21 protein-coding genes and 1 other RNA gene are annotated in these 21990 nt (G+C 30.1%); 12 read left to right on the forward strand and 10 right to left on the reverse strand.

The features are described 5' to 3' along the window. Positions 1 to 89: 89 nt before the first annotated feature. The 3 genes from fsa to ffs all read right to left on the reverse strand — a co-directional run bounded on the left by fsa (position 90) and on the right by ffs (position 2071). Positions 90 to 743 carry a fructose-6-phosphate aldolase gene (fsa, locus tag WHD08_RS05985; RefSeq protein WP_165730188.1) on the reverse strand — a complete coding sequence of 218 codons (654 nt, stop codon included), beginning with the start codon at positions 741 to 743 and terminating at the stop codon, positions 90 to 92. A gap of 231 nt (positions 744 to 974) precedes the next feature. Beyond that, positions 975 to 1778: an SDR family oxidoreductase gene (locus WHD08_RS05990; RefSeq protein ID WP_208888856.1), complete on the reverse strand. Its 804-nt coding sequence runs from the start codon at positions 1776 to 1778 to the stop codon at positions 975 to 977. 194 nt (positions 1779 to 1972) lie between these two features. Beyond that, positions 1973 to 2071, reverse strand: an RNA gene (gene ffs, locus WHD08_RS05995) — signal recognition particle sRNA small type. A 175-nt stretch (positions 2072 to 2246) separates the two neighbouring features. Between ffs and WHD08_RS06000 the strand changes: the two genes are divergently transcribed. The 4 genes from WHD08_RS06000 to WHD08_RS06015 all read left to right on the forward strand — a co-directional run bounded on the left by WHD08_RS06000 (position 2247) and on the right by WHD08_RS06015 (position 7376). After that, positions 2247 to 2768: a DUF4199 domain-containing protein gene (locus WHD08_RS06000; RefSeq protein WP_165730185.1), complete on the forward strand. Its 522-nt coding sequence runs from the start codon at positions 2247 to 2249 to the stop codon at positions 2766 to 2768. A gap of 64 nt (positions 2769 to 2832) precedes the next feature. Then, complete coding sequence (locus WHD08_RS06005; RefSeq protein WP_165730184.1) at positions 2833 to 3789, forward strand: glycosyltransferase family 2 protein; 957 nt, start codon at positions 2833 to 2835, stop codon at positions 3787 to 3789. A gap of 42 nt (positions 3790 to 3831) precedes the next feature. After that, positions 3832 to 5547, forward strand: a complete 1716-nt coding sequence (locus tag WHD08_RS06010) for a phospho-sugar mutase (RefSeq protein WP_208888855.1) — start codon at positions 3832 to 3834, stop codon at positions 5545 to 5547. Next, positions 5547 to 7376, forward strand: a complete 1830-nt coding sequence (locus WHD08_RS06015) for an ABC transporter ATP-binding protein (protein ID WP_208888854.1) — start codon at positions 5547 to 5549, stop codon at positions 7374 to 7376. Before WHD08_RS06010 ends, WHD08_RS06015 begins: the two co-directional genes overlap by 1 nt. An 86-nt stretch (positions 7377 to 7462) precedes the next feature. Here WHD08_RS06015 and WHD08_RS06020 read toward each other — a convergent pair whose 3' ends face one another. Continuing rightward, complete coding sequence (locus WHD08_RS06020; RefSeq protein WP_165730179.1) at positions 7463 to 8884, reverse strand: CCA tRNA nucleotidyltransferase; 1422 nt, start codon at positions 8882 to 8884, stop codon at positions 7463 to 7465. Between the two features lie 641 nt (positions 8885 to 9525). On the opposite strand from WHD08_RS06020, the gene WHD08_RS06025 reads away from it, so the two are divergent. Further along, complete coding sequence (locus tag WHD08_RS06025; RefSeq protein WP_244183234.1) at positions 9526 to 11265, forward strand: LTA synthase family protein; 1740 nt, start codon at positions 9526 to 9528, stop codon at positions 11263 to 11265. 32 nt (positions 11266 to 11297) lie between these two features. Here WHD08_RS06025 and WHD08_RS06030 read toward each other — a convergent pair whose 3' ends face one another. From WHD08_RS06030 to WHD08_RS06045, 4 genes are read right to left on the reverse strand one after another with little or no spacing between them, the layout of a single operon-like run. Then, the gene (locus tag WHD08_RS06030; RefSeq protein WP_208888852.1) at positions 11298 to 12278 is read right to left on the reverse strand and encodes a Stealth CR1 domain-containing protein; all 981 of its coding nucleotides are present in this window, start codon (positions 12276 to 12278) and stop codon (positions 11298 to 11300) included. Positions 12279 to 12300: 22 nt separating this feature from the next. After that, positions 12301 to 13257 carry a Stealth CR1 domain-containing protein gene (locus WHD08_RS06035; protein ID WP_208888851.1) on the reverse strand — a complete coding sequence of 319 codons (957 nt, stop codon included), beginning with the start codon at positions 13255 to 13257 and terminating at the stop codon, positions 12301 to 12303. After that, the gene (locus WHD08_RS06040; protein ID WP_208888850.1) at positions 13244 to 14008 is read right to left on the reverse strand and encodes a glycosyltransferase family 2 protein; all 765 of its coding nucleotides are present in this window, start codon (positions 14006 to 14008) and stop codon (positions 13244 to 13246) included. Before WHD08_RS06040 ends, WHD08_RS06035 begins: the two co-directional genes overlap by 14 nt. A gap of 13 nt (positions 14009 to 14021) precedes the next feature. Then, entirely contained in the window at positions 14022 to 14837 is an 816-nt protein-coding gene (locus tag WHD08_RS06045) for a 2,3,4,5-tetrahydropyridine-2,6-dicarboxylate N-succinyltransferase (RefSeq protein WP_165730169.1), read from the reverse strand. A 195-nt stretch (positions 14838 to 15032) separates the two neighbouring features. On the opposite strand from WHD08_RS06045, the gene ruvX reads away from it, so the two are divergent. The 4 genes from ruvX (at position 15033) to mazG (ending at position 17949) form a co-directional block, all read left to right on the forward strand. Then, positions 15033 to 15443, forward strand: coding sequence for a Holliday junction resolvase RuvX (gene ruvX / locus WHD08_RS06050; protein ID WP_165730167.1), 411 nt, complete (start codon positions 15033 to 15035; stop codon positions 15441 to 15443). Positions 15444 to 15696: 253 nt separating this feature from the next. Further along, positions 15697 to 16287, forward strand: a complete 591-nt coding sequence (gene def, locus WHD08_RS06055) for a peptide deformylase (RefSeq protein ID WP_165730165.1) — start codon at positions 15697 to 15699, stop codon at positions 16285 to 16287. 101 nt (positions 16288 to 16388) lie between these two features. Beyond that, the gene (locus WHD08_RS06060; RefSeq protein ID WP_165730163.1) at positions 16389 to 16811 is read left to right on the forward strand and encodes a DUF5606 domain-containing protein; all 423 of its coding nucleotides are present in this window, start codon (positions 16389 to 16391) and stop codon (positions 16809 to 16811) included. A gap of 358 nt (positions 16812 to 17169) precedes the next feature. Continuing rightward, a complete protein-coding gene (gene mazG, locus WHD08_RS06065; RefSeq protein WP_208888849.1) occupies positions 17170 to 17949 on the forward strand; it encodes a nucleoside triphosphate pyrophosphohydrolase in 780 nt (259 codons plus the stop codon). Here mazG and WHD08_RS06070 read toward each other — a convergent pair whose 3' ends face one another. After that, on the reverse strand, positions 17950 to 18912 hold the full coding sequence (locus WHD08_RS06070; protein ID WP_208888848.1) for a glycosyltransferase: 963 nt from the start codon (positions 18910 to 18912) through the stop codon (positions 17950 to 17952). A 110-nt stretch (positions 18913 to 19022) separates the two neighbouring features. Further along, positions 19023 to 19646 carry a LysE family translocator gene (locus tag WHD08_RS06075; protein WP_208888847.1) on the reverse strand — a complete coding sequence of 208 codons (624 nt, stop codon included), beginning with the start codon at positions 19644 to 19646 and terminating at the stop codon, positions 19023 to 19025. Positions 19647 to 19747: 101 nt separating this feature from the next. Between WHD08_RS06075 and WHD08_RS06080 the strand changes: the two genes are divergently transcribed. The 3 genes from WHD08_RS06080 (at position 19748) to WHD08_RS06090 (ending at position 21989) form a co-directional block, all read left to right on the forward strand. Further along, on the forward strand, positions 19748 to 20617 hold the full coding sequence (locus WHD08_RS06080; RefSeq protein ID WP_208888846.1) for a LysR substrate-binding domain-containing protein: 870 nt from the start codon (positions 19748 to 19750) through the stop codon (positions 20615 to 20617). 154 nt (positions 20618 to 20771) lie between these two features. Next, positions 20772 to 21452 carry a tetratricopeptide repeat protein gene (locus tag WHD08_RS06085; protein WP_208888845.1) on the forward strand — a complete coding sequence of 227 codons (681 nt, stop codon included), beginning with the start codon at positions 20772 to 20774 and terminating at the stop codon, positions 21450 to 21452. Continuing rightward, positions 21453 to 21989 (forward strand): YfiT family bacillithiol transferase, encoded by a 537-nt coding sequence (locus WHD08_RS06090; protein WP_208888844.1) that lies wholly within the window; start codon positions 21453 to 21455, stop codon positions 21987 to 21989. The last annotated feature ends 1 nt before the right edge of the window (position 21990 follow it).

Raw genomic sequence — 21990 nt, forward strand, 5'->3', positions numbered from 1 at the left:
AAAGTTAAGCCTTATATTTATACAAACAGAAAGCCGCAAACTTTCAATTTTAACTTTGAAACTTTGCGACTTTGTAACTATTTTTAAAACTAGTTTCCTTTTTTGTAATCTGCTAAAAATGTAGCCAAACCACTATCTGTTAAAGGGTGTTTTAACAAACCTTCAATAGCGCTTAAAGGTCCAGTCATAACGTCAGATCCTAATTTTGCACAGTTAATAATATGCATTGTATTACGTACAGAAGCTGCTAAAATTTGAGTTTCGAAACCGTAATTGTCATAAATTAAACGAATTTCTTTAATCAAGTTCATTCCGTCTGTAGAAATATCGTCTAAACGACCAATAAACGGAGAAACATACGTTGCTCCTGCTTTAGCAGCCAATAAAGCCTGACCTGCAGAAAACACTAACGTTACGTTTGTTTTAATCCCTTTAGAAGAAAAATATTTACACGCTTTTACACCGTCTTTAATCATTGGTAATTTCACAACAATCTGAGGATTTAAAGCAGCCAAAGCTTCACCTTCTTTTACCATTCCGTCAAAATCTGTAGAAATAACTTCTGCAGAAACATCACCTTCTACCAACTCACAAATCTCTTTGTAATGGTTAATGATGTTTACTTCGCCAGTAATACCTTCTTTAGCCATTAAAGATGGGTTTGTAGTAACTCCGTCTAAAATACCTAAAGCTTGCGCTTCTTTAATTTGCTCTAAATTTGCAGTATCAATAAAAAATTTCATTTGTATATATTTAGTTGTAATTGTTCTTAATAATTGTCATCTCGAGCGGAGTCGAGAGGTTTGGGGCGTTCGAGCAGGCTTTACGCACTCGCTTTTTTTGTTAAAAAACAAAAAAGAGCTCAAACAATTGCTTCAATCCCTAACGCAAAGATAGTTACTTGTTTATAAAATTAAGAATTGAAATAAAACTATTTACTTACTATTTATAAACATTAAAAAACCATCGTAAAACTATAATTTATAATGGTTCATTAAAATCTTTTCATACATTCTATCTGGTAAAATTCGCTTTAAAACAATAGAGAATTTTTCCATAAAACCACCTACTTTATAATGAATCTTAGGGTTCTTATTTTCTATAATCTTATGTACAGCCTTTGCCATTTCTATCGGATCCATTCCTCCACTTACATGCGCGTCCATCAAATTTAAATTCATTTGATAATTCTCTTTATAAGCAGAATCATCAAAAACCGGTGTATGATATCTTCCTGCAGCAATATTGGTTGCAAAATCTCCAGGTGCAACACAAGCTACTTTAATTCCGAATGGTTTTACTTCCATACTTGTTGCTTCCGTTATGGTTTCTAAAGCACCTTTTGTCGCAGAATATAATCCCCTAAAAGGTAAACCCATATAACCAGCAATAGAAGTTACATTTATAATAGTTCCTGATTTCTGTTTTCGCATTTGTGGTAAAACAGCTTTCATTACATCTACAGCACCAAAAAGATTGGTGTTAAAAACAGCTCTCATTTCATCAGTCGGCGTATCTTCAATTGGCCCCGTAATTCCCATTCCTGCATTGTTTACCAAAACATCTAACTTTCCTTCTTTTTCAATAATAAAGTCGATAGCTGCATTAATGGTATCAACCTTTAAAACATCCAAAGCAATCAATTCAAAAGAAAAATTAGCTGTGTTTTTAGGATTTCTACTTGTACCATATACTTTATATCCTTTTTTAGATAAAAAAGTAGCAACAGATTTTCCTATTCCAGAAGAAGCTCCGGTAATTAATACGACTTTATACATGAGTTTATAAAAATATTAAATGATTCAAAGATTAAAATTCAGCAATAAACTTTTAATCGTTTAATTTTTGAATTCTTCAATAGAACTGCAAATATCTTAAAACTAAATGTAGAAAACTAAAAAGGAGAAAGTTAATAACTGCTCTAAAAAGAAAAAATTCTGAAGAAGTTCAGAATTAAATTATAGGAAATAAAAAATGGCAAGCTACCTACATCACACCGCTACAACCTAATACCTTTGCTGCGTTCCCGCCCTGGAGGATTCAAAGGGAGCTAGTTGTGTAGGACTTGCCGGGGCAAATTTACACGCTTTTTTCATATTGGCAATAAAAAAAGTGTAAATTTTATGTAACATTTTCAACACTCTGAATACTAATGAATTGTTGTGATAGTAAACAAACTTTTATAAATAATTAAAAACTATCATCAATGAAAACAATATATTTGTATAACTAACTAAATTAAAAAAATGGAAGATCAAGCAAACAGTAAAAGTCTAATTGTAAATTATGGTGTTATTTTAGCAGTTGCTGGAATATTATTGAGTGTTATTACCTACGCAATGGGTGAACACCTTAAACCACATTGGTCAATTTCAGTTATATCTATTGGTTTAACCACAGCTTTAGTTGTTTTAGGTATAAAAAAATATAAAGAAATTAATAATGGTTTTATCTCTTGGGGACAAGGTGTTAAAATTGGTGTTGGTATTTGTATACTTTCTGCATTAATTACAGCCATTTATCAATATATTTTTATGACTGTTATAGAGCCTGACTTTATGCAACAAGCTATGGAAATTCAAAATCAAGCATATTTAGATGGAGGAATGACAGAAGCGCAAATTGAAGGCGCTAATGAAATAGCTCAGAAATTTCAATCTCCAGGTATTATAGCTGCTATTTCAATTATTGGTGCTGCAATATTAGGTTTTATTATTTCTGCAATTGCTTCTGCAATCATGAAAAAAACGGAAGAGGAAACATACTAAATTTTAATATTTAAGGTTTTCATACAAACTAAACTTTGAATTATAAATATTGAATAGAACAAACATGGATATTTCGGTAGTAATACCACTTCTTAACGAAGATGAATCTTTACAAGAATTATACGATTGGATTGCAAAAGTTATGCAATCCAATCGTTATTTATATGAAATCATTTTTATTGATGATGGTAGTACAGATAATTCGTGGAATGTAATTGAAAAATTATCCGCTGCACATACCGAGGTAAAAGGAATACGATTTCAAAGGAACTTCGGAAAATCGCAAGCTTTAGATGCTGGTTTCGACATGGCAAAAGGAGCTGTTGTAATTACCATGGACGCAGATTTACAAGACAATCCAGATGAAATTCCTGAATTATACGATTTAATTATTAAAGAAGATTTCGACCTAATTTCTGGTTGGAAAAAGAAACGTTATGACAACGTTATTACAAAAAACATTCCTTCAAAATTATTTAACGCTGCAGCCAGAAAAACATCTGGTTTAAAACTAAACGATTTTAACTGCGGACTAAAAGCCTACAAAAACGAGGTTATAAAAGCAGTAAAAGTAAGCGGAGAAATGCACCGATACATTCCCGTTTTAGCAAAAAACGAAGGCTATACTAAAATAGGAGAAAAAGTAGTACAACACCAAGCAAGAAAATACGGAGAAACTAAATTTGGAATGGACCGTTTTGTAAATGGTTTTTTAGATTTAATTACCATTTCTTTTTTATCAAAATTCGGTAAAAGACCCATGCACATTTTTGGTCTTTGGGGAACTTTAATGTTCTTATTTGGAACAACATCTGCATTTTATATTGGCGCTTACAAGCTTTACAAACTTTTTAACGGCATTAAAACAATTTTAATTACAGATAATCCTTGGTTCTATATAGCATTAACTTCTATGATATTAGGAACACTATTATTTTTAGCAGGATTTATTGGAGAACTCATTATAAAAACAAAAAGTAACGAAAAACACTATACAATTAAAGAAAAACTCAATTTCTAAATAGTATATTTGTATTTCAACTAAGCAACATAACTTTAAACGATGGATAATATTTTAGACAAAGCAAAACAATGGTTAACAGCTACTTTTGATGCTGAAACTCAAACTGAAATTCAAGAATTAATTAACAATAATCCTGATGCTTTAGCAGACAGATTCTACAAAGACATGGAATTTGGAACTGGAGGAATGCGTGGAGTTATGGGTGCTGGAACCAACCGAATTAATAAATATACATTAGGTAGAGCAACTCAAGGTTTGTCTAATTATTTAATAGAAAACGTAAAAAAAGAACAATTAAGCGTAGTAATAGCATACGATTGTAGACATAATAGTAAAAAGTTTGCCAAAGTAGTAGCAGATGTTTTATCTGCAAATAATATAAAAGTATTTCTTTTTGAAGATTTACGCGCAACTCCAGAATTATCTTTTGCTGTACGTCATTTAGGATGTGATGCAGGTATTGTATTAACAGCTTCTCACAACCCGCCAGAATATAACGGCTACAAAGTATATTGGGCAGATGGTGGACAAATTGTTCCTCCGCATGATGGTGGAATTATTGGAAACGTAAATGCTCTAGATTTTTCTGAAATTAAATTTGATGCAAACGAAGCTTTAATTGAAGTAATTGGTAAAGAAGTAGATGACGCTTTTATTGATGCTTCTGTTAAAAACGGAACTTTATCTGATAAAGTAGATCGCAAAAATTTAAAAATTGTTTTTACATCTTTACACGGAACTTCTATTGTTTCTGTACCTGATGCATTGGCAAAAGCAGGTTATACGGATGTTCATATTGTTGAAGAACAAAGAGAACCAGATGGAGATTTCCCAACAGTAAAATCTCCAAACCCAGAAGAGCCAGAAGCTTTAAAGATGGCAACTGACTTAGCGAACAAAGTTGGTGCAGATATTGTTATTGGTACCGATCCAGATTGCGACAGATTAGGTGTAGCTATTAGAGATACAGACGGAAACATGAAATTAATGAATGGGAACCAAACAATGGTTGTTATGACTGAATTCTTGTTAAAGAAGTGGAAAGAAGAAGGGAAAATGAATGGAAAACAATTTGTAGGATCAACAATTGTTTCTACTGAATTGGTGAATGATGTTGCTGCAAGTTATGGTGTTGAGACTAAAGTTGGTTTAACCGGTTTTAAATGGATCGCTAAAATGGTTAGAGATTTTCCTGAGCTAGACTTTATTGGTGGTGGAGAAGAAAGTTTTGGATACATGGTTGGTGGTTTTGTAAGAGATAAAGATGCAGTAACTGCAACACTTTTAGCTTGTGAAGTTGCTGCGTATGCTAAACAAAGCGGAAGTTCTTTCTATGAAGAATTATTAGCTATTTATGTTAAAAACAACTTCTATAAAGAGCATTTAATTTCAATTACTAAAAAAGGAATGGATGGGGCTGCAGAAATTCAGCAAATGTTAAGCGATATGCGTAACAATCCATTGACTGAAATTGATGGTGAAAAAGTAGAGTCTCTTTCTGATTATGACGCATCAACTAGAAAAAACTTAATAACTGGCGAAGTAACAAACATCGATTTACCAAAATCTAATGTTTTAATTTATCAAACAGAGTCTGGTACAAGAATTGCAGCGAGACCAAGTGGAACAGAACCAAAAATAAAGTTTTACTTTAGTGTGAACACATCTTTAGATACTAAAGAAAACGCTACTTCTGTAGAAGCTGCTTTAGATGCAAAAATTCAAAGAATTATTAAAGAAATGAAATTGAATTAATGGGATATTTTAAGGACATTCTAAAATATGAGAAAAAGTATCGAAAATTTACTATTTTAAATATTCTATTTAATATACTTTACGCAGTTTTTAATGTGCTTTCGGTATTGGCGTTTATTCCTGTTCTAAAAATTTTATTTGGAGAAGAAAGAGTAGCCGTTTCAAAGCCAATTTATAGTGGTATCGGAAATATTGGTAGTTATCTAGAAAATGAATTCAACTACTTTATTTCTCAAAAAATTATTAATGACGGAGAAATAAACGTGCTTTTATTTATTTGTTTATTATCACTGTCATTATTCTTTTTTAAAAATTTATTTAGATACTTAGCTTCTTATGCAATTGCTTTTTTAAGAACAGGAATTGTAAAAGATTTAAGAGATAACTTGTACAATAAAATTGTAGAGCTCCCTATTGCCTATTTTTCAGAAAAAAGAAAAGGAGACATTATAGCTCGTATGACTGGAGATGTACAAGAAGTAGAAAACTCAATAATAAGTTCTGTACAAACCATTGTTAGAGAACCTTTAACAGTTGTTATTTCTATAACAATTATGCTGTACATGAGTTTAAAACTAACATTATTTGTTTTTGTTTTATTACCCGTTTCTGGATTTATAATATCATCTATTAGTAAAAAATTAAAATCGAAATCGGCAAAAGCACAAAAGGAAACTGGTAATTTCTTATCTTTTATTGAAGAAACATTAACTGGATTAAAAATTATTAAAGGCTTTAATGCAGAACATGTAATCGCTAAAAAATTCAATAACTCAACACTTAATTTTAAGCAATTAATGACGAGTGTTTATCATAGGCAAACATTAGCTTCACCTATGAGTGAGTTTTTAGGATCGGCAACAATTATTGCGATTCTTTGGTATGGAGGTACAGAAGTTTTGTCTAATACAGGTAATTTAAAAGCGAGTCAGTTTTTAGGATACATTGTACTGTTTTACACTGTTTTAAACCCTATAAAATTAATTACGACTACCTTTTATAACATTCAAAAAGGAGAAGCTTCTGCAGAAAGAATTATGACGGTTCTTAATACAGAAAACACCATTAAAGACAAGCCGAACGCAATTAAAAAACAAGATTTTACAAGTAAAATAGAATTTAAAAATATCTCTTTTAAGTATAAAGATGAGTATGTTTTAAAAGACTTTTCTTTAACAATTAATAAAGGAGAAACCGTCGCTCTGGTTGGTCAATCTGGAAGTGGTAAATCTACCTTAGCAAATCTAATTACTCGTTTTTATGATGTTAATAAAGGGGAAGTACTTATTGATGACAACAATATTAAAGACATTACTAAAGAGTCTTTAAGAGATTTAATGGGTATTGTTTCTCAAGACTCAATTCTATTTAATGATACGATTGCCAATAATATTAAATTAGGAACACAACAGGCAACTGATGAAGCGATTTTAGAAGCTGCAAAAATTGCTAATGCAGACGAGTTTATTCAGAATTTACCAGAAAAATATGATACAAATATTGGAGATAGTGGTAACACACTTTCTGGCGGACAAAAACAACGTTTATCTATTGCAAGAGCAGTTTTAAAAAACCCTCCAATAATGGTTTTAGACGAGGCTACTTCTGCCTTAGACACAGAGTCTGAACAACTGGTACAACTTGCTTTAGAAAAAATGATGCAAAACAGAACATCTCTAGTAATTGCACACAGGTTATCTACCATTCAAAAAGCAGATAAAATTGTAGTACTTAAAAAAGGTAAAATAGTAGAGCAAGGTAAACACGACGAGTTACTAACTAAAAAAGGAGAGTATTTTAAACTGGTTACAATGCAGAGTTTAAGTTAAAAAGCATACTAATATAGTTATACAAAAAAGACCATTACTGATTAGTAATGGTCTTTTTTTGTCTTGTAACTAAAATTTTTATAATACTAATTTTGTTTCAATCCTAGTTTTAAGCCTTTTTCAATCATAAAATCATAAGAAGCTTGCTTTTCATTTGGTATTTCTCCTTCTAAAATAGCCTCTTTTATAGCTTCTTTAATTTGACCTATTTCTCTACAAGGTTTTAAATTAAAAGCTTCCATAATTTCTTCACCAGTAACTGGAGGTTGAAAATTACGTACTTGATCCCGCTCTTCTACTTCTTTAATTTTATCTCTTACCAACTCAAAATTCTGATGATAACGTTTAAATTTCTTCGGATTTTTAGTTGTAATATCTGCCTCACACAGCGTCATTAAAGAATTGATATCATCTCCAGCATCAAAAACCAAGCGTCTAACTGCAGAATCTGTAACTTCCGTTGCCAAAACAATAGGCCTAGAACTTAACATGACCATTTTCTGAACAAATTTCATTTTGTTATTCATAGGCATTTTTAAACGCTTGAATAACTTATATACCATTTTAGAACCAACAAATTCATGTGCATGGAAGGTCCAACCTACTTTTTTACTAAACTTTTTAGTTGGTGCTTTTCCGATATCATGCAATAATGCTGCCCATCTTAACCAAACATCTTCTGTATTTTCAGAAATATTATCAACCACTTCTAAGGTGTGATAAAAATTATCTTTATGCTTCTGTCCCTCTACTTCCTCTACTCCTTTTAAAGCCATTAACTCAGGTAATATTTGCTTTAACAAACCTGTTTGTTCTAACAATAAAAAACCAATTGATGGTTTTGGAGATGACAAAATTTTATTCAATTCGTCTACAATTCTTTCACGAGTAATAATTTTTAATCGATATGCATTTCTAGAAATTGCATCTAAAGATTCAGTATCAATATTAAAATTTAACTGCGTAGTAAAACGAATGGCACGCATCATTCTTAGAGGATCATCAGAATAGGTAATATCTGGATTTAAAGGTGTTTTAATCACCTTGCTTTTCAAGTCTTCTATTCCATTGAAAGGATCTAATAAAGCGCCAAAATTATCTTCATTTAAACTTAAAGCCAACGCATTAATCGTTAAATCTCTTCTATTTTGATCGTCTTGTAGATTACCTTCTGTAACATCAGGATTTCTACTATCTTCAGAATAAGATTCTTTTCTAGCGCCAACAAATTCAATTTCGACATCATTATAACGTAACATTGCAGTTCCGTAGGTCTTAAAAACCTGTACTTTGGGTTTATTGGGCAATAGTTTAGAAACTTTTTGAGCCAACTCAATACCACTACCAACCGCTACAACATCAATATCTTTAGAGTTTCCTCTTTTTAAAAAAAAATCACGTACATAACCGCCAATTACATAACTCTCTATTTGTAACTCTCTGGATGCTTTGGATATAACATTAAATATTTCTAAAGAAATTGCTTCTTTAAAGAATTGTTTTTGCATGAATTTATGCTCTTAAAGTTCGAATATAAGTCACCAATCTATAAGTAATTGGTTATTTTACATTCATGTTAATTTACCGCAAATTTACTATATAAAACATGCTACACAAAAAAATGAATTACTTTTTCTTAAAATGATTTTAAGGTAATATTTACAAATACAATCAGCAAAGCAATAATCTCTAGGGTAAATAACACGCAATAAAACAACTTAATGATTGGTATCTATAGCTGCTTTGTTTTATTCAAGTCTTTAGCTATATGTATAAGTTAAAAACCAACGCTACATTCCTTCAAATATTGAAATGAACTTTATAACTGTGTATTCTAAAAATACTATCTTTGCGCTCCTATATAATACCTATGTTTCAAAAAATTCCGAGTTACATAAAATACATTTTTACAAATGTATTTTTTCTATTTATTTTCGCAGTACTTTTTAGAGGAATCTTCTACCTTCTATTTATACAAGTAGAAGATCTTGATCCATTAAAATTGCAAAAAGCTATTTTCTTAGGGCTACGTTTTGATTTAAAACTTGCCGTTATTGCTTTTTTCCCGCTAGCGATATTACTTTTAATCAAAAATTTCCGTTTTTTTGAAAGGAAAATTTATAAAAAGATAGCGAATACATATCTCGTATTGACTTATTTGACTTTAACGTTATTCTACCTATTCGATCTTGGGTATTACGAGTATTTATCAATTAGATTAGATGCTTCATCACTTCGATTTTTAGGTAATTTAAAAATATCTAGTCAAGTTTTAGTGGAAAGTTACCCTATTTATAAAGGTATTATAGGGTTGATAATCTTATGTTTTATCATCTATAAATATGCCAATTTTGTTTATAATTTATTTTCAAAAGCACATCAAGAAATAACAAAAAAAGTAAAAGCAGCAATTATTATCCTAACCGTACTCGTTTTATCTTTTGGTATCTATAACAGTATTACACACTACCCATTGCGCTGGAGTGAGGCTTTTTTCTCTAAAAATACAACTGTAAATCAATTTGCATTAAACCCTGTTTTATATTTCTTTGACAGTTTTTCATTTAGAAGTGAAGGTGCTAATATTGAAAAATTTAAAGCTTATTACCCTGTAATTGCAAAACACCTAAACTTACCAAAAGACACTATAAATTTTGCAAAGAAAGTAACTTTTAAAAAACCTTATAAAAAGAAGCCAAATGTAATTTATGTAATGCTAGAATCTACAGGAACTGCAACATTGAGTCACTATGGTAATCCTTTAAACTCTAGCCCAAAAATGGATTCTATTATAAAGGAAAGTTTAAGCTTCTCTAAATTCTACGTTCATAAACCAGGTACCGCAGCAAGCGTTTTTGCTAGTGTTACAGGTTTACCAGATATAGAAGATGTAAAAACGGCTTCTAGAAACCCTATGATTATAGATCAGCGTATTATTTTTGATCAGTATGAAGGGTATCAAAAGCAATATTTTATAGGTGGCTCTGCAAATTGGGCGAATATAAGAGGCGTATTTCAATCTAATGTAAAAGATTTACAAATCTTTGAAGAAGGTAGTTTCGAAGAAGAAAATAGAGCCGATGTTTGGGGAATTGATGATTACGATTTATTTAAAGAGTCTGACAAAGAATTTAAAAAACTACATGAAAGCGGAAAGCCTTTTGTTGCCTACATACAAACAGCAACAAACCACATGCCCTTTACAGTACCTGATCAAAAAGAAAGTTTTAAACCAATTTTAGAAGACGAAATAGACGAAGAAACCTTGCTAAAAGGAGGTTTTAGATCTTTAGGGCAATTAAACGCAATAAGATATTTAGATTTTAATGTTGCACGTTTTTTAGAAAGAGCTAAAGAAACTGGTTATTATGACAATACTATTTTTGTGTTTTTTGGTGATCACAGAGGTGGTATGAAAAAATTAAATTTCTTAAAAAACAATCAAGACGATTTAGGTATACAAGTACACCATGTGCCATTTTTTATTCATGCTCCAAAATATGTAAAACCTCAAGTAGTTGATAAATATGCTAAATTGATAGACGTGTTTCCTACAGCAACAAGTATCGCTAAAGTAGACTATACAAATTATACTTTAGGAAGAGATCTATTAGATAGTACAAATACAGATACTGCTGCCTTTGTGTACTTACAAAGTAAAGGAGAAAAGGGTGTTGGTGTATTAAAAGATAATTTTTATTACGAGAAAACAAACATCTCTAAAAAAACAAGTTTGTACAGTTTAGATGCAAATACAGTAAAAGATATTCAGTTAGAGAACCCTAAAGTTGCACAACAAATGGATAGCCTTTTATCTGCCTACTATTACACAACTAAGTATTTATATTTTAACAACAAGAAAGCACCTAAACCTACAACTGTAGACTAAATATTTAAAGCTATAATTGGACTTCAAAATAATTACTCGTATTTATTTTGAAGCCATTTTTTTAGATAAATTAGTTTTTCTGAAGGACATTGATCTAAACTCTGCATACATAGAAAGAGTTTATTTTGATCTTTCTCAGCTCTTTTAAGTTTATTCTTTAACCACCAAAAAGGTTTCTTGTAGTTTTGAAAATAAACTAATTGGAAATCATTTTTTAAAAAGCAAGTATCGCTTTGTATTTCTAAATGATTCGCTAATGAATGCATTACAAATTGATTCGGATCCCTAAAACGATGTTTAATATTTGAATTTAATAAAGTTTTGTTTTTACTAAAAAAAGATTCTAATGTCGATTTTCTAATTGCGCTTGGTGTGTGTTCTGTGAAAAAATATTTATCAAAATTTAAAAACTCAGCAGATTTTTGTAATCCTTTTCTATGTTTATAAACTATTTTCTGTTTTTTATTTACAATTTTAGAAAACATATTTTTCAACTTTTTATGCCAAATATCATCGTAAAAAGAACACCAATAACCTCTTATAATAGGTTTTCCTTCAATAAAAAAATCTGTAACTTTCGTGTCTTTTTGTAAAAAAAAATCATCGTTAAAATAAATAAAATGCTCTGCTAAAGAGGGAATTTTAAATAAAAGTGTTTCTATTGATATTGAATTAAATACAGGTAAATAATCTTCATTACCCTCAAATATAACTTTATGATCTACAACAATAACATTCGGAAATTCTTTTGAAGCTTTTTCTTTGTCTTTTAAAAAACCTGGTGTTTGGTTATCTGTAACAATATAGATGTTTCTTACAAATTTAGCATATTTTAAAATTGATTTTACAGCAAACTCAATTTCATTAACTTGGTTAAACCGCATTTTAACAGCCTTACTATCCAATGAAGATTTGTTCTCAAGAAAGTTAGATATTTTAGCTTTATGAATAGGGTCTTTTCCATCTACCCAAGTAATCACAGCATCTATAATAAGATTTTCACTCTCTTGCATCGTAATTAAATTTAACTATAAATTAATTATATTTTTTATGAAGCCACTTTTTAATAAAAACTAATTTTTTAGCATCACATTGATCTAAATTTTGCAAACACATAAAGAGGTAATTTTTGTTATACTTAGCTCTTGTAAACTTTTTAAACGTTTTAAAGAAAGTGTATGATTTCATATAAACAATTGCTAACTTCTTTTCTTGAATGCAAGTGTTATTTTTAAGTTCTATATGATTGGCTAAAGACTGTAAAATATATTGATCTTCATGTCTAAATTTAAATTTAATATTTTGTAATAAAATAGCTTCATTTTTTTTAAAAAAATCAACTAAAGTAGATTTTCTTATTGGATGTGGTGAATGATGAATATTAAAACTCTTATCAAACCCTAAAATTTTTGATGACGTATCTTTCGCCTTTCTGTATAAAACGGTATACTTTTCCTTTTTATTACTAAATATTCTATTCTTTACTATGTTTTTATTATGAGGCATCCATTTCCCTCTTAATACTGGCAATCCATTTATGAAAAAATCATTAGGTGTTGTTTCATTAATTAAAAAGAAATCATCGTTAAAATAAATAAAATGCTCTGCTAAATCAGGCACTTTAAACAGCAACGTTTCTATTGAAAGTGAATTAAACGTAGGTAAATATTGTTCATTTCCTTTAAAAATAGTTTTATGATCTACTATAAATACATTGGGAAAGTTTTCTTTTGCTTTCTCTTTATCTTTTAAAAAACCGGGTGTTTGATTATCTGTAACAATAAATATATTTCGTACAAATTTAGCGTACTTTAAAATGGACTTTACACAAAATTCAATTTCATTTACTTGATCAAAAAGTGTTCTAAAAGATGTATTGCTTCCAGTACTCTTATCACTTAAATAGTTTGACATTTTAGCTTTATGTACAGGATCATTTCCATCTACCCAAGTAATAACAGCATCTATAACAATTTCTTTAGATTCTTCCATTTAAATGCTTCTTATTATTTAATAACCATAACTTAACATATCTAGTTAACACACCATAAGCTTGTATTTTTGCAACTAAAAAACCCGTAAAACCATCTAGAAACCCAAGGCGGATAAAATAATGAATAAAAAACCTTGCAGAGGGCTTTATCATTACATGATAAATATTCACTTTAACTCCTCTTTCATGTAATTCTTTGGCTCTAATTGCTGCATAATGATTCATTTTAGAAATATAATGATCATAATTTCTATATGAAAAATGGTCTATTTTATGTTTAAAAAAACCAATTTTTCCATTTGCTGCAATTCTTTCATGAACAACTCCTTTATAATTGCAATGTTCTTTTAAAAATAAACGAATTACTTTATCTCTCTGAAAACCGGAATAATTCACTTTTTTTTCGCAAAAATAGAAAGTTCTTCTTACATAAAAACCGACAAAACCATTCGGATTTTTAACCGCTTCTAAAATTTCTTTTTCTACTTCTGGCGTAACTCTTTCATCTGCATCTAAAATATAAATCCAGTTATGTGTGGCTTGATCAATTGCAAAGTTCTTTTGAGAAGAAAAATCATCAAACTTTCGCTTGATGATTTTTACATGTAGCTTTTCAGCTATTTCTAAAGTTTTATCTGTACTATAAGAATCTATAACAATAATTTCATCTGCAAAACTTACTGATTTAATAGCATCAGCAATATGAATTTCTTCATTTAATGTAGGTATAATTGCTGTGATTTTTGTCATAGTAACCTAATTCTTAAACGGCTACATCATATTCACGTAGCGCATCGTTTAAAGAAGTCTTTTTATTGGTACTTTCTTTTCTCTTTCCTATAATTAAAGCACATGGCACATTGAATTCTCCTGCTGGAAATTTCTTTGTATAACTACCAGGAATCACTACAGAACGAGCAGGAACAACTCCTTTAGTTTCTACAGGTACATCACCAGTAACATCAATAATTTTAGTACTCATTGTTAATACAACATTTGCACCTAAAACTGCTTCTTTTTCTACTCTTACACCTTCTACAACAATACATCTAGAACCAACAAAAACTCCGTCTTCTATAATTACGGGTGCAGCTTGTAATGGCTCTAAAACACCACCAATACCTACTCCACCAGAAAGGTGAACGTTTTTACCAATTTGTGCACAAGACCCCACCGTAGCCCAAGTATCTACCATGGTACCTTCATCTACATACGCACCAATATTTACATAACTTGGCATTAAAATAGTACCTGGTGAAAGATAAGATCCTTTACGAGCAGACGCTCCAGGAACTACACGAACTCCCTGCGCTGCGTAATCTGTTTTTAAAGGCATTTTATCGTGGTACTCGAAAATACCAGCTTCTAAAGTTTCCATTTTCTGAATAGGGAAATATAAAACTACTGCTTTCTTAACCCATTCATTTACTTGCCAACCATCAGTTGTTGGTTCAGCAACTCTTAATTCTCCTTTATCTAATAAATCAACAACTTTTCTAATTGTGTTAATTGTATTTTCTTCTTTTAACAACTCGCGGTTTTCCCAAGCTGACTCTATGATTTCTCTAATTTCTTTCATTGTAATATGTATATTTGCGCAAATATAAATCTATCCACAAAAACGTGGACGAATATACGTTTTTTAAACAGATTATTACATCTTGTTTAAAATACAATTATTCAATAGTTAAAAAAAACGTTAACTAATTGATAATATTTCAATTAAACAGTAGTTATTATATTATAACTTTTATTTTTGCAAAAAACATTTAATTTGGGTAAAATTCTCGCCATCGATTTTGGTAAAAAAAGAACAGGTATTGCAGTTACAGATGAACTACAAATTATTGCCTCTGGTTTAACAACGGTGAACACCGATGATTTAATTCCTTTTCTGAAAAAATATATTTCTGAAAATAAAGTAGATCTTTTTCTGGTAGGAAAACCGAAACAGATGAATAATACAGATAGTGAAAGTGAAGTTTTAATACTTCCATTTCTAAAAAAACTAGAAAACCAAATACCTCAAATTCCGTTGTTAAGAATTGATGAACGTTTTACTTCTAAAATGGCTTTTCAAACAATGATTGATGGTGGCTTAAATAAAAAACAACGTAGAAACAAAGCTTTGGTTGATGAAATTAGTGCTACCATTATTTTACAGTCTTATTTATATAGTAAGTAATAAAACGCAAAGTTGTTAGATTATTTCTTAATGTTATTCTATTAATTTAGCAACTTTTACAATTTAGTTTTTTCATCCGAAGAATGAGAAACTCACTTTTAAACAATAGGTTCTTTTTAGATGTTTTTATCTTATTAGATCAAAGACAAAACTGTTTAAAAAATAAAACTTCAAAAAAAATTAAAATCCAATTTCAAAAAATTCGTAATTCGTAATTGTAAATTGTATTTTTGCCAATCTTAAAAATAAAGAAATGATATTACCAGTTGTAGCTTACGGAGATCCTGTTTTACGAAAAATGTCCGTAGAAATTGATGCAGATTATCCTAATTTAGAAAAATTGATTTCTAATATGAAAGAAACCATGTACAATGCTTCTGGTGTTGGTTTGGCAGCTCCTCAGATTGGTAAAGCAATCCGTTTATTTGTTATTGACGCTTCTCCTTTTGCTGAAGATGAAGATTTATCTGAAAAGGATAGAGCAGCTTTAAAGGATTTTAATAAAGTATTTATAAATGCTAAAATACTAAAGGAAGAAGGTGACGAATGGGCTTTTAACGAAGGGTGTTTAAGCATTCCTGATGTTAGAGAAGACGTTTTTCGTCAGCCAGAAATTACTATTGAATATCAAGATGAAGATTTTAAAACTCATACAGAAACTTTAGACGGTTTAGCAGCAAGGGTTTTTCAACATGAATACGACCATATAGATGGAGTCTTGTTTACAGACAAACTTTCTTCCCTTAAAAAGAGGTTGATTAAAAAGAAATTAGAAAATATTTCTAAGGGAAAAATTAATGCAGATTACAGAATGCGTTTCCCAAATGCTAAAAAAGGTAAATAACAAAAAACCATGTCTTTTTCTAGTTCAGTCACAAGCTTTTGTTTTTGATTTAAGAAAACGTTTGCCTGTTTTGGAAATGACATCTAATAAAATATACAAAAATGGAATTTAACAAAATTATTGCCGTAACTGGTAAACCTGGATTATTTCAAGTAATCTCACAATCTAAAAATGCAGTAATCGCAGAATCTTTAGTAGAAAAAAAACGTGTAGCAATTAATGCTGCTCAAAACGTTAGCCTATTAGAAAACATAGCAATTTACACCTATGAAGAAGATGTACCTTTATTAAACATTTTTACTTCTATGTATGAAAAAACAGAAGGTAAAGAAGCGTTATCTCATAAAGAAAGCAGTAAAAATTTAACCGCTTTTTTCTCTGAGGTTTTACCTGGTTATGATGAAGAAAGAGTATATGCTTCTAACATCAAAAAAGTAATTCAGTGGTTTAATATGTTAGTAAAAGCAGGTATGGAATTTCCTAAAGTAGAAGAAGTTGCTGCTGAAGAAACTGAAAAAGAGTAGACAGTATTCAGTCACGGTCACAGTTTTCAGTGAGCTTGTTTGTGGTATTAAGTATTAAAAACCAAATAATATAACGAATGTCATTTCGAGATGAGCTTTTTTAAGCGATTGAGAAATCTCATAATTATATTTAGGTTTACAATAGGTTTCACATAATATACAACATAGAAACTGAAAAAGGAGTAAACAGTTTTCAGTCTCAGTTTTCAGTCTCAGTTTTCAGTTAGCTTGTTTGTAGTATTAAGCATTAAATAATATAATAATTGTCCTTCCGAACGAAGAATGAGGAGGGATTTCTTTTAGATTTCTCAATCGTTTATCAACTCATTTCGAAATGACATTTTAATAAAACATCGTTTTGAATAGCAGAAAAGAACAATTAGCCGCTTTTAATAGATTGTTAGACATTATGGATGATCTTCGCGAGAAGTGTCCGTGGGATAAAAAACAAACTTTAGAAAGTTTACGTCATCTTACTATTGAAGAAACGTATGAATTGGCCGATGCTATTCTAGATAATGACTTACAAGAAATTAAAAAAGAATTAGGCGATGTGCTTCTGCACATCGTCTTTTATGCTAAAATTGGAAGTGAAAAAAAGGCTTTTGATATTGCCGATGTAGCTAATGCTATATGCGACAAATTAATACACAGACACCCTCATATTTACGGAGATGTTGTTGCCGAAACGGAAGAAGAAGTAAAACGTAATTGGGAACAATTAAAATTAAAAGAAGGAAACAAATCTGTTCTAGAAGGTGTTCCTAAAAGTTTACCTGCCGTTGTAAAAGCAAGTAGAATTCAAGAAAAAGTAAAAGGTGTTGGTTTCGATTGGGAAAAACCCGAACAAGTTTGGGAAAAAGTACAAGAAGAACTAACAGAACTAAACGAAGAAGTAAAAGCAGGAAACCAAGAAAATACCGAAAAGGAATTTGGTGATGTCTTATTTTCTATGATTAACTACGCTCGTTTTATTGGTGTAAACCCAGAAAATGCTTTAGAAAAAACCAACAAAAAATTTATCAATCGTTTTCAGTTTTTAGAGCAAGAAGCTAAAAAAGAAGGCAAAGATCTTGCTGATATGTCTTTAACTGAAATGGATGTGTATTGGGAAAAATCAAAGGAGTTTTTTAGGTAATTATTTATTTTTATTCGGATAAAATTTCGATTCTAAAAACCCTAATCCATATCCTAAAAACTGGGTTAAAGAAGTAAACATACTTAAAAACGCCACATACAAGTTCTTATTCTGCACTAAAGAATCAAGGAATATTAGCAAAAAATAAAATCCGTAAAAATAGAGCAATTGATTGTAGCCAAAGATTGCTAAAATAATACTTGCATCAATTCCAATAATAAACAAAGAAGGAAACCAATAGGTCGGTTTTGCTGTTTCTGGATATTTTTTATTCAGAATTGGTCTTGCAGTTCCGAAACCAAAAGTCTGTTTAAAAAATTGCTGAATTGTACTTCTTCTTTTATGGTAGACAAATGCTTTTTCTATCAACTGTGTTTCACAACCGTTTTCCCAAAGTCGAAAAGTTAAATCGATGTCTTCTCCGTTTTTCATTTTAGAAAAACCATGTGTTTGTTCAAATGCTTTCTTAGACAAACCAAGATTAAAGCTTCTTGGTTGAAACTTACCAACAGCTTGTTTTTTCCCTCTAATTCCGCCAGTAGTCAACACAGAAGTCATGGAGTAGTTAATCGCTTTTTGTAACGATGTAAAACTTTTATGTGCTGCATCTGGTCCTCCAAAAGCATCTGTATAATTTGTTTCTAACGCTTTTTTTACTTCGGATAAATACTGTGCTGGTACAATAACATCAGAATCTAAAATGATAAAATAATTTCCTGAAGCTTTTTGCATTCCAAAATTACGGCTAGCCCCTGCTCCACTGTTTTCTTTAAAAAAGTATTTTAAATGAAGCTGAGACTTATATTTCTCAACAATCATTTCACTTTTTTCCGTAGAACCATCTTCTATAATTAAAATTTCAAAATCACTAGAAAAATCTTGTTTTGTAAGACTTTCTAACAACTCCTCTATTTCATTAGGACGATTGTAAACTGGAATTATTAAGGAAAAATTGAGACTCAAATTATAAATATTTTCAACGTTTTAAAAGTAAAACCAATTTAAAACGATCTTGTAAATGTAAAAAATTGAACGCTCATAAATCAAAAAAAACAACAAAAAAACAGATAGCTTTAGCTTAGTATAATCGAAAATGCCATCAAAATAAAAATAAACCCACTAATTTTATTTAGCCAGACATTAAAACTAGGATTACTCTGTAGCTTTTGAGAAAAAAGACTCGCAAAAAAAGACAATCCTAAATACCAAACTGTACCAATAAGCGCAAATGTAAAACCTAATAAAAGAAAAGGCACTGGATTTTCTATTTCCAGAGGGTTGATAAACTGTGGAAAGAAGGCTAAAAAGAATAATGCAACTTTCGGGTTTAACGTATTGGTTAGAAATCCTGACCAAAAATCGCTTTTCCCTTTTTTTCGAGGCTTATTCTCATCACCAAAATCCATTATTTTTTTACGGTTTTTAAGCTTTAAAAAACCAACATACACCAAGTACAGAAAACCAACATATTTTATCACATCAAAAGCCAATTCCGATTTAGAAATCAACACAGATAATCCCAAAGCACCTAAAAAGGTATGTGTTAATACTCCTGCATTAATACCCAAAGCAGCATGTATTCCAGATTTTCTTCCCTGACCAATAGATTTATTTAAAACAAAAACGGTATCGATGCCTGGAGTGATTACAAAAAACAATGCACTCAACATAAAAGCTATAAAATTTTCTATTCCCATGATATTCTTATATTAAAATAAAACTGAATACAAAGGAACTATTTTGCAACCTCTATAAAAATACTTATTTTTGATTGATTAATGCAAAAAACGCATTAAACATGACAACTCAACAAATAAAATATTTTCTAACCCTTGCTAGCGAACTCCATTTTTGGAAAACAGCAGAAAAGGTCTATATTTCTCAATCTTCTTTAAGTAGACAAATTCAGGCACTTGAAAGTGAAATGGGTATTCAACTATTTGAAAGAGATAAAAGAAACGTAAAGTTAACAGATGCAGGTACTTTTTTAAGAGATCATTGGTCTACAATGATAAAAGAACTGGACCAAGTACACCGACAAGCAAAAAAGATTGATGAAGGTACTTTAGGTTTTGTTTCTATCAGTTATCCTGGTTCTATTGCCTTTAAATTTCTTCCTAATTTTTTAGAAGTTATCAGTTCTAATCTACCAGATTTAAAATTAGAATTGATTGAGCCCACAGACGAGAGTCACGAAACATTATTACTAAATTACGACACTGATATTGCTTTTAGTAGAGATAAAATAAATCATATAAACATAGATTCCTTAAAACTAAATTCTGAACCAATTTGTGTTGTAGTTCCCGAAAATCATTGGTTAACCGAAGCTTCATTAAACAACATTAACGAGTTAAAAAACGAAAAATTTATTATTGCAGGCTTGCATCAGACCACTTTTTTCGCTTCCCTTTTAAGAACCTTTTTTGAGAAAAATAATTTTGAACCCAAAACTATCATAGAATCAGATTTTGGTGGCATGATTTTAAACCTTGTTTCTAGAGGACTTGGCATTTCTATTCTGCCGTATTCATATCAATTTTCTAAATACAAAAACATACGATTTATTGAACTAAATGAAGAAATAGACTTGTTTATCAATTGGAGAAAGAACGACCCAAATAAAACCATTAATAAGATTATAGAGTTTAGTAAATTGGTGAAATAACATTCAAAATAATAAATGATTAAAAAGTAAATTGTTTTTAAACTTGGCTATTTTAAAGCGTTTAATCTTCATCAATACCAAATATTTCAATAAAACATGTAACAAATCCTTTAAATTAGTCGTCTAAAAAGAGAACCTAACTACCAAACTCGTTATGAAAAAACTTCTATCTTTAATATTTTTACTTGTTTTATTTACAAGCTGTACCTCACGAAAAAACTCAGAAGAATTTATTTCAACTACACAAGGACGTTATTTATTTAATGACAATGAAGTCATAGAAATCTATTTTAAAGAACAAAAATTGTACGCAAAATGGCGTGGAAGAACTGATCTTGAATTGCTAAAAGTTAATGATACTGCTTTTTACATGAAAGAGTTAAATGAAAAAATACTTTTTGTGAGTCGCCCACAAATGCATATTCAATTAGCAGAAAAAAGAGAACATAAAGGAATAAAATACGACTTCCGAAAATTAAAGAATGGAGAAAAAACGCCTCATGAATATTTTGAAGCTCAACAATTTGATAAAGCGTTGGATGCTTTTAAAATGATTCAACAAAAAGATTCATTAAACCCAATTATAAGTCAAGGAACCTTAAATAGATTAGGTTATAAGTATATTAAAAAAGAAGATTTTGATTCAGCTTTAGAGATTTTTAAAATAAACGCTATCTTATACCCAAATAAATCAAACGTTTTTGATAGCATGGCAGAAGCTTATTTTTTGAAAAAAGATACTGTCAATGCAATTATCAACTTTAAAAAAGCGTTAGCTATTAACCCAGAAAACAGAAATTCTGAACGTTTTTTAAAGAAAATAACAAAGAAATAAATGACACTAGAAGAACTAAAATATCCGATAGGAAAAACAAATATTCCTAAAAACATCACAAATAAAAATATTGAAGATTGGATTTCTATTTTGGAAAGATTTCCTCAAGAACTAGAATTCCTAACCAAAGACCTATCTGACAAACAATTAGACACACCTTACCGTGAGGGCGGTTGGACAATTAGACAAGTAATACATCATTGTTATGACAGTCATCATAATTCATATACGCGTTTTAAATGGGCTTTAACAGAAGACAAACCTGTTATTAAAGCCTATTATGAAGAACGTTGGGCAGAATTAGAAGATTCTAAATCTGACCCTGTATTTTTATCAATTGATGCTTTAAAAGCATTACATTCTAAATGGGTGTATTTCTTACGTAAATTGACGGATACACAGTTAAACAAAACATTTATTCATCCTTCAGGAAATGTAGAAGTTAGTTTAAAAGAAAACATTTGTATATATGCTTGGCACAGTAAACACCATTTTGCACACATAGAAGAATTGATGATTCGTGAAGGCTGGAAATAAA

Source organism: Polaribacter sejongensis, from assembly GCF_038024065.1.
GTDB lineage: Bacteria > Bacteroidota > Bacteroidia > Flavobacteriales > Flavobacteriaceae > Polaribacter > Polaribacter sejongensis.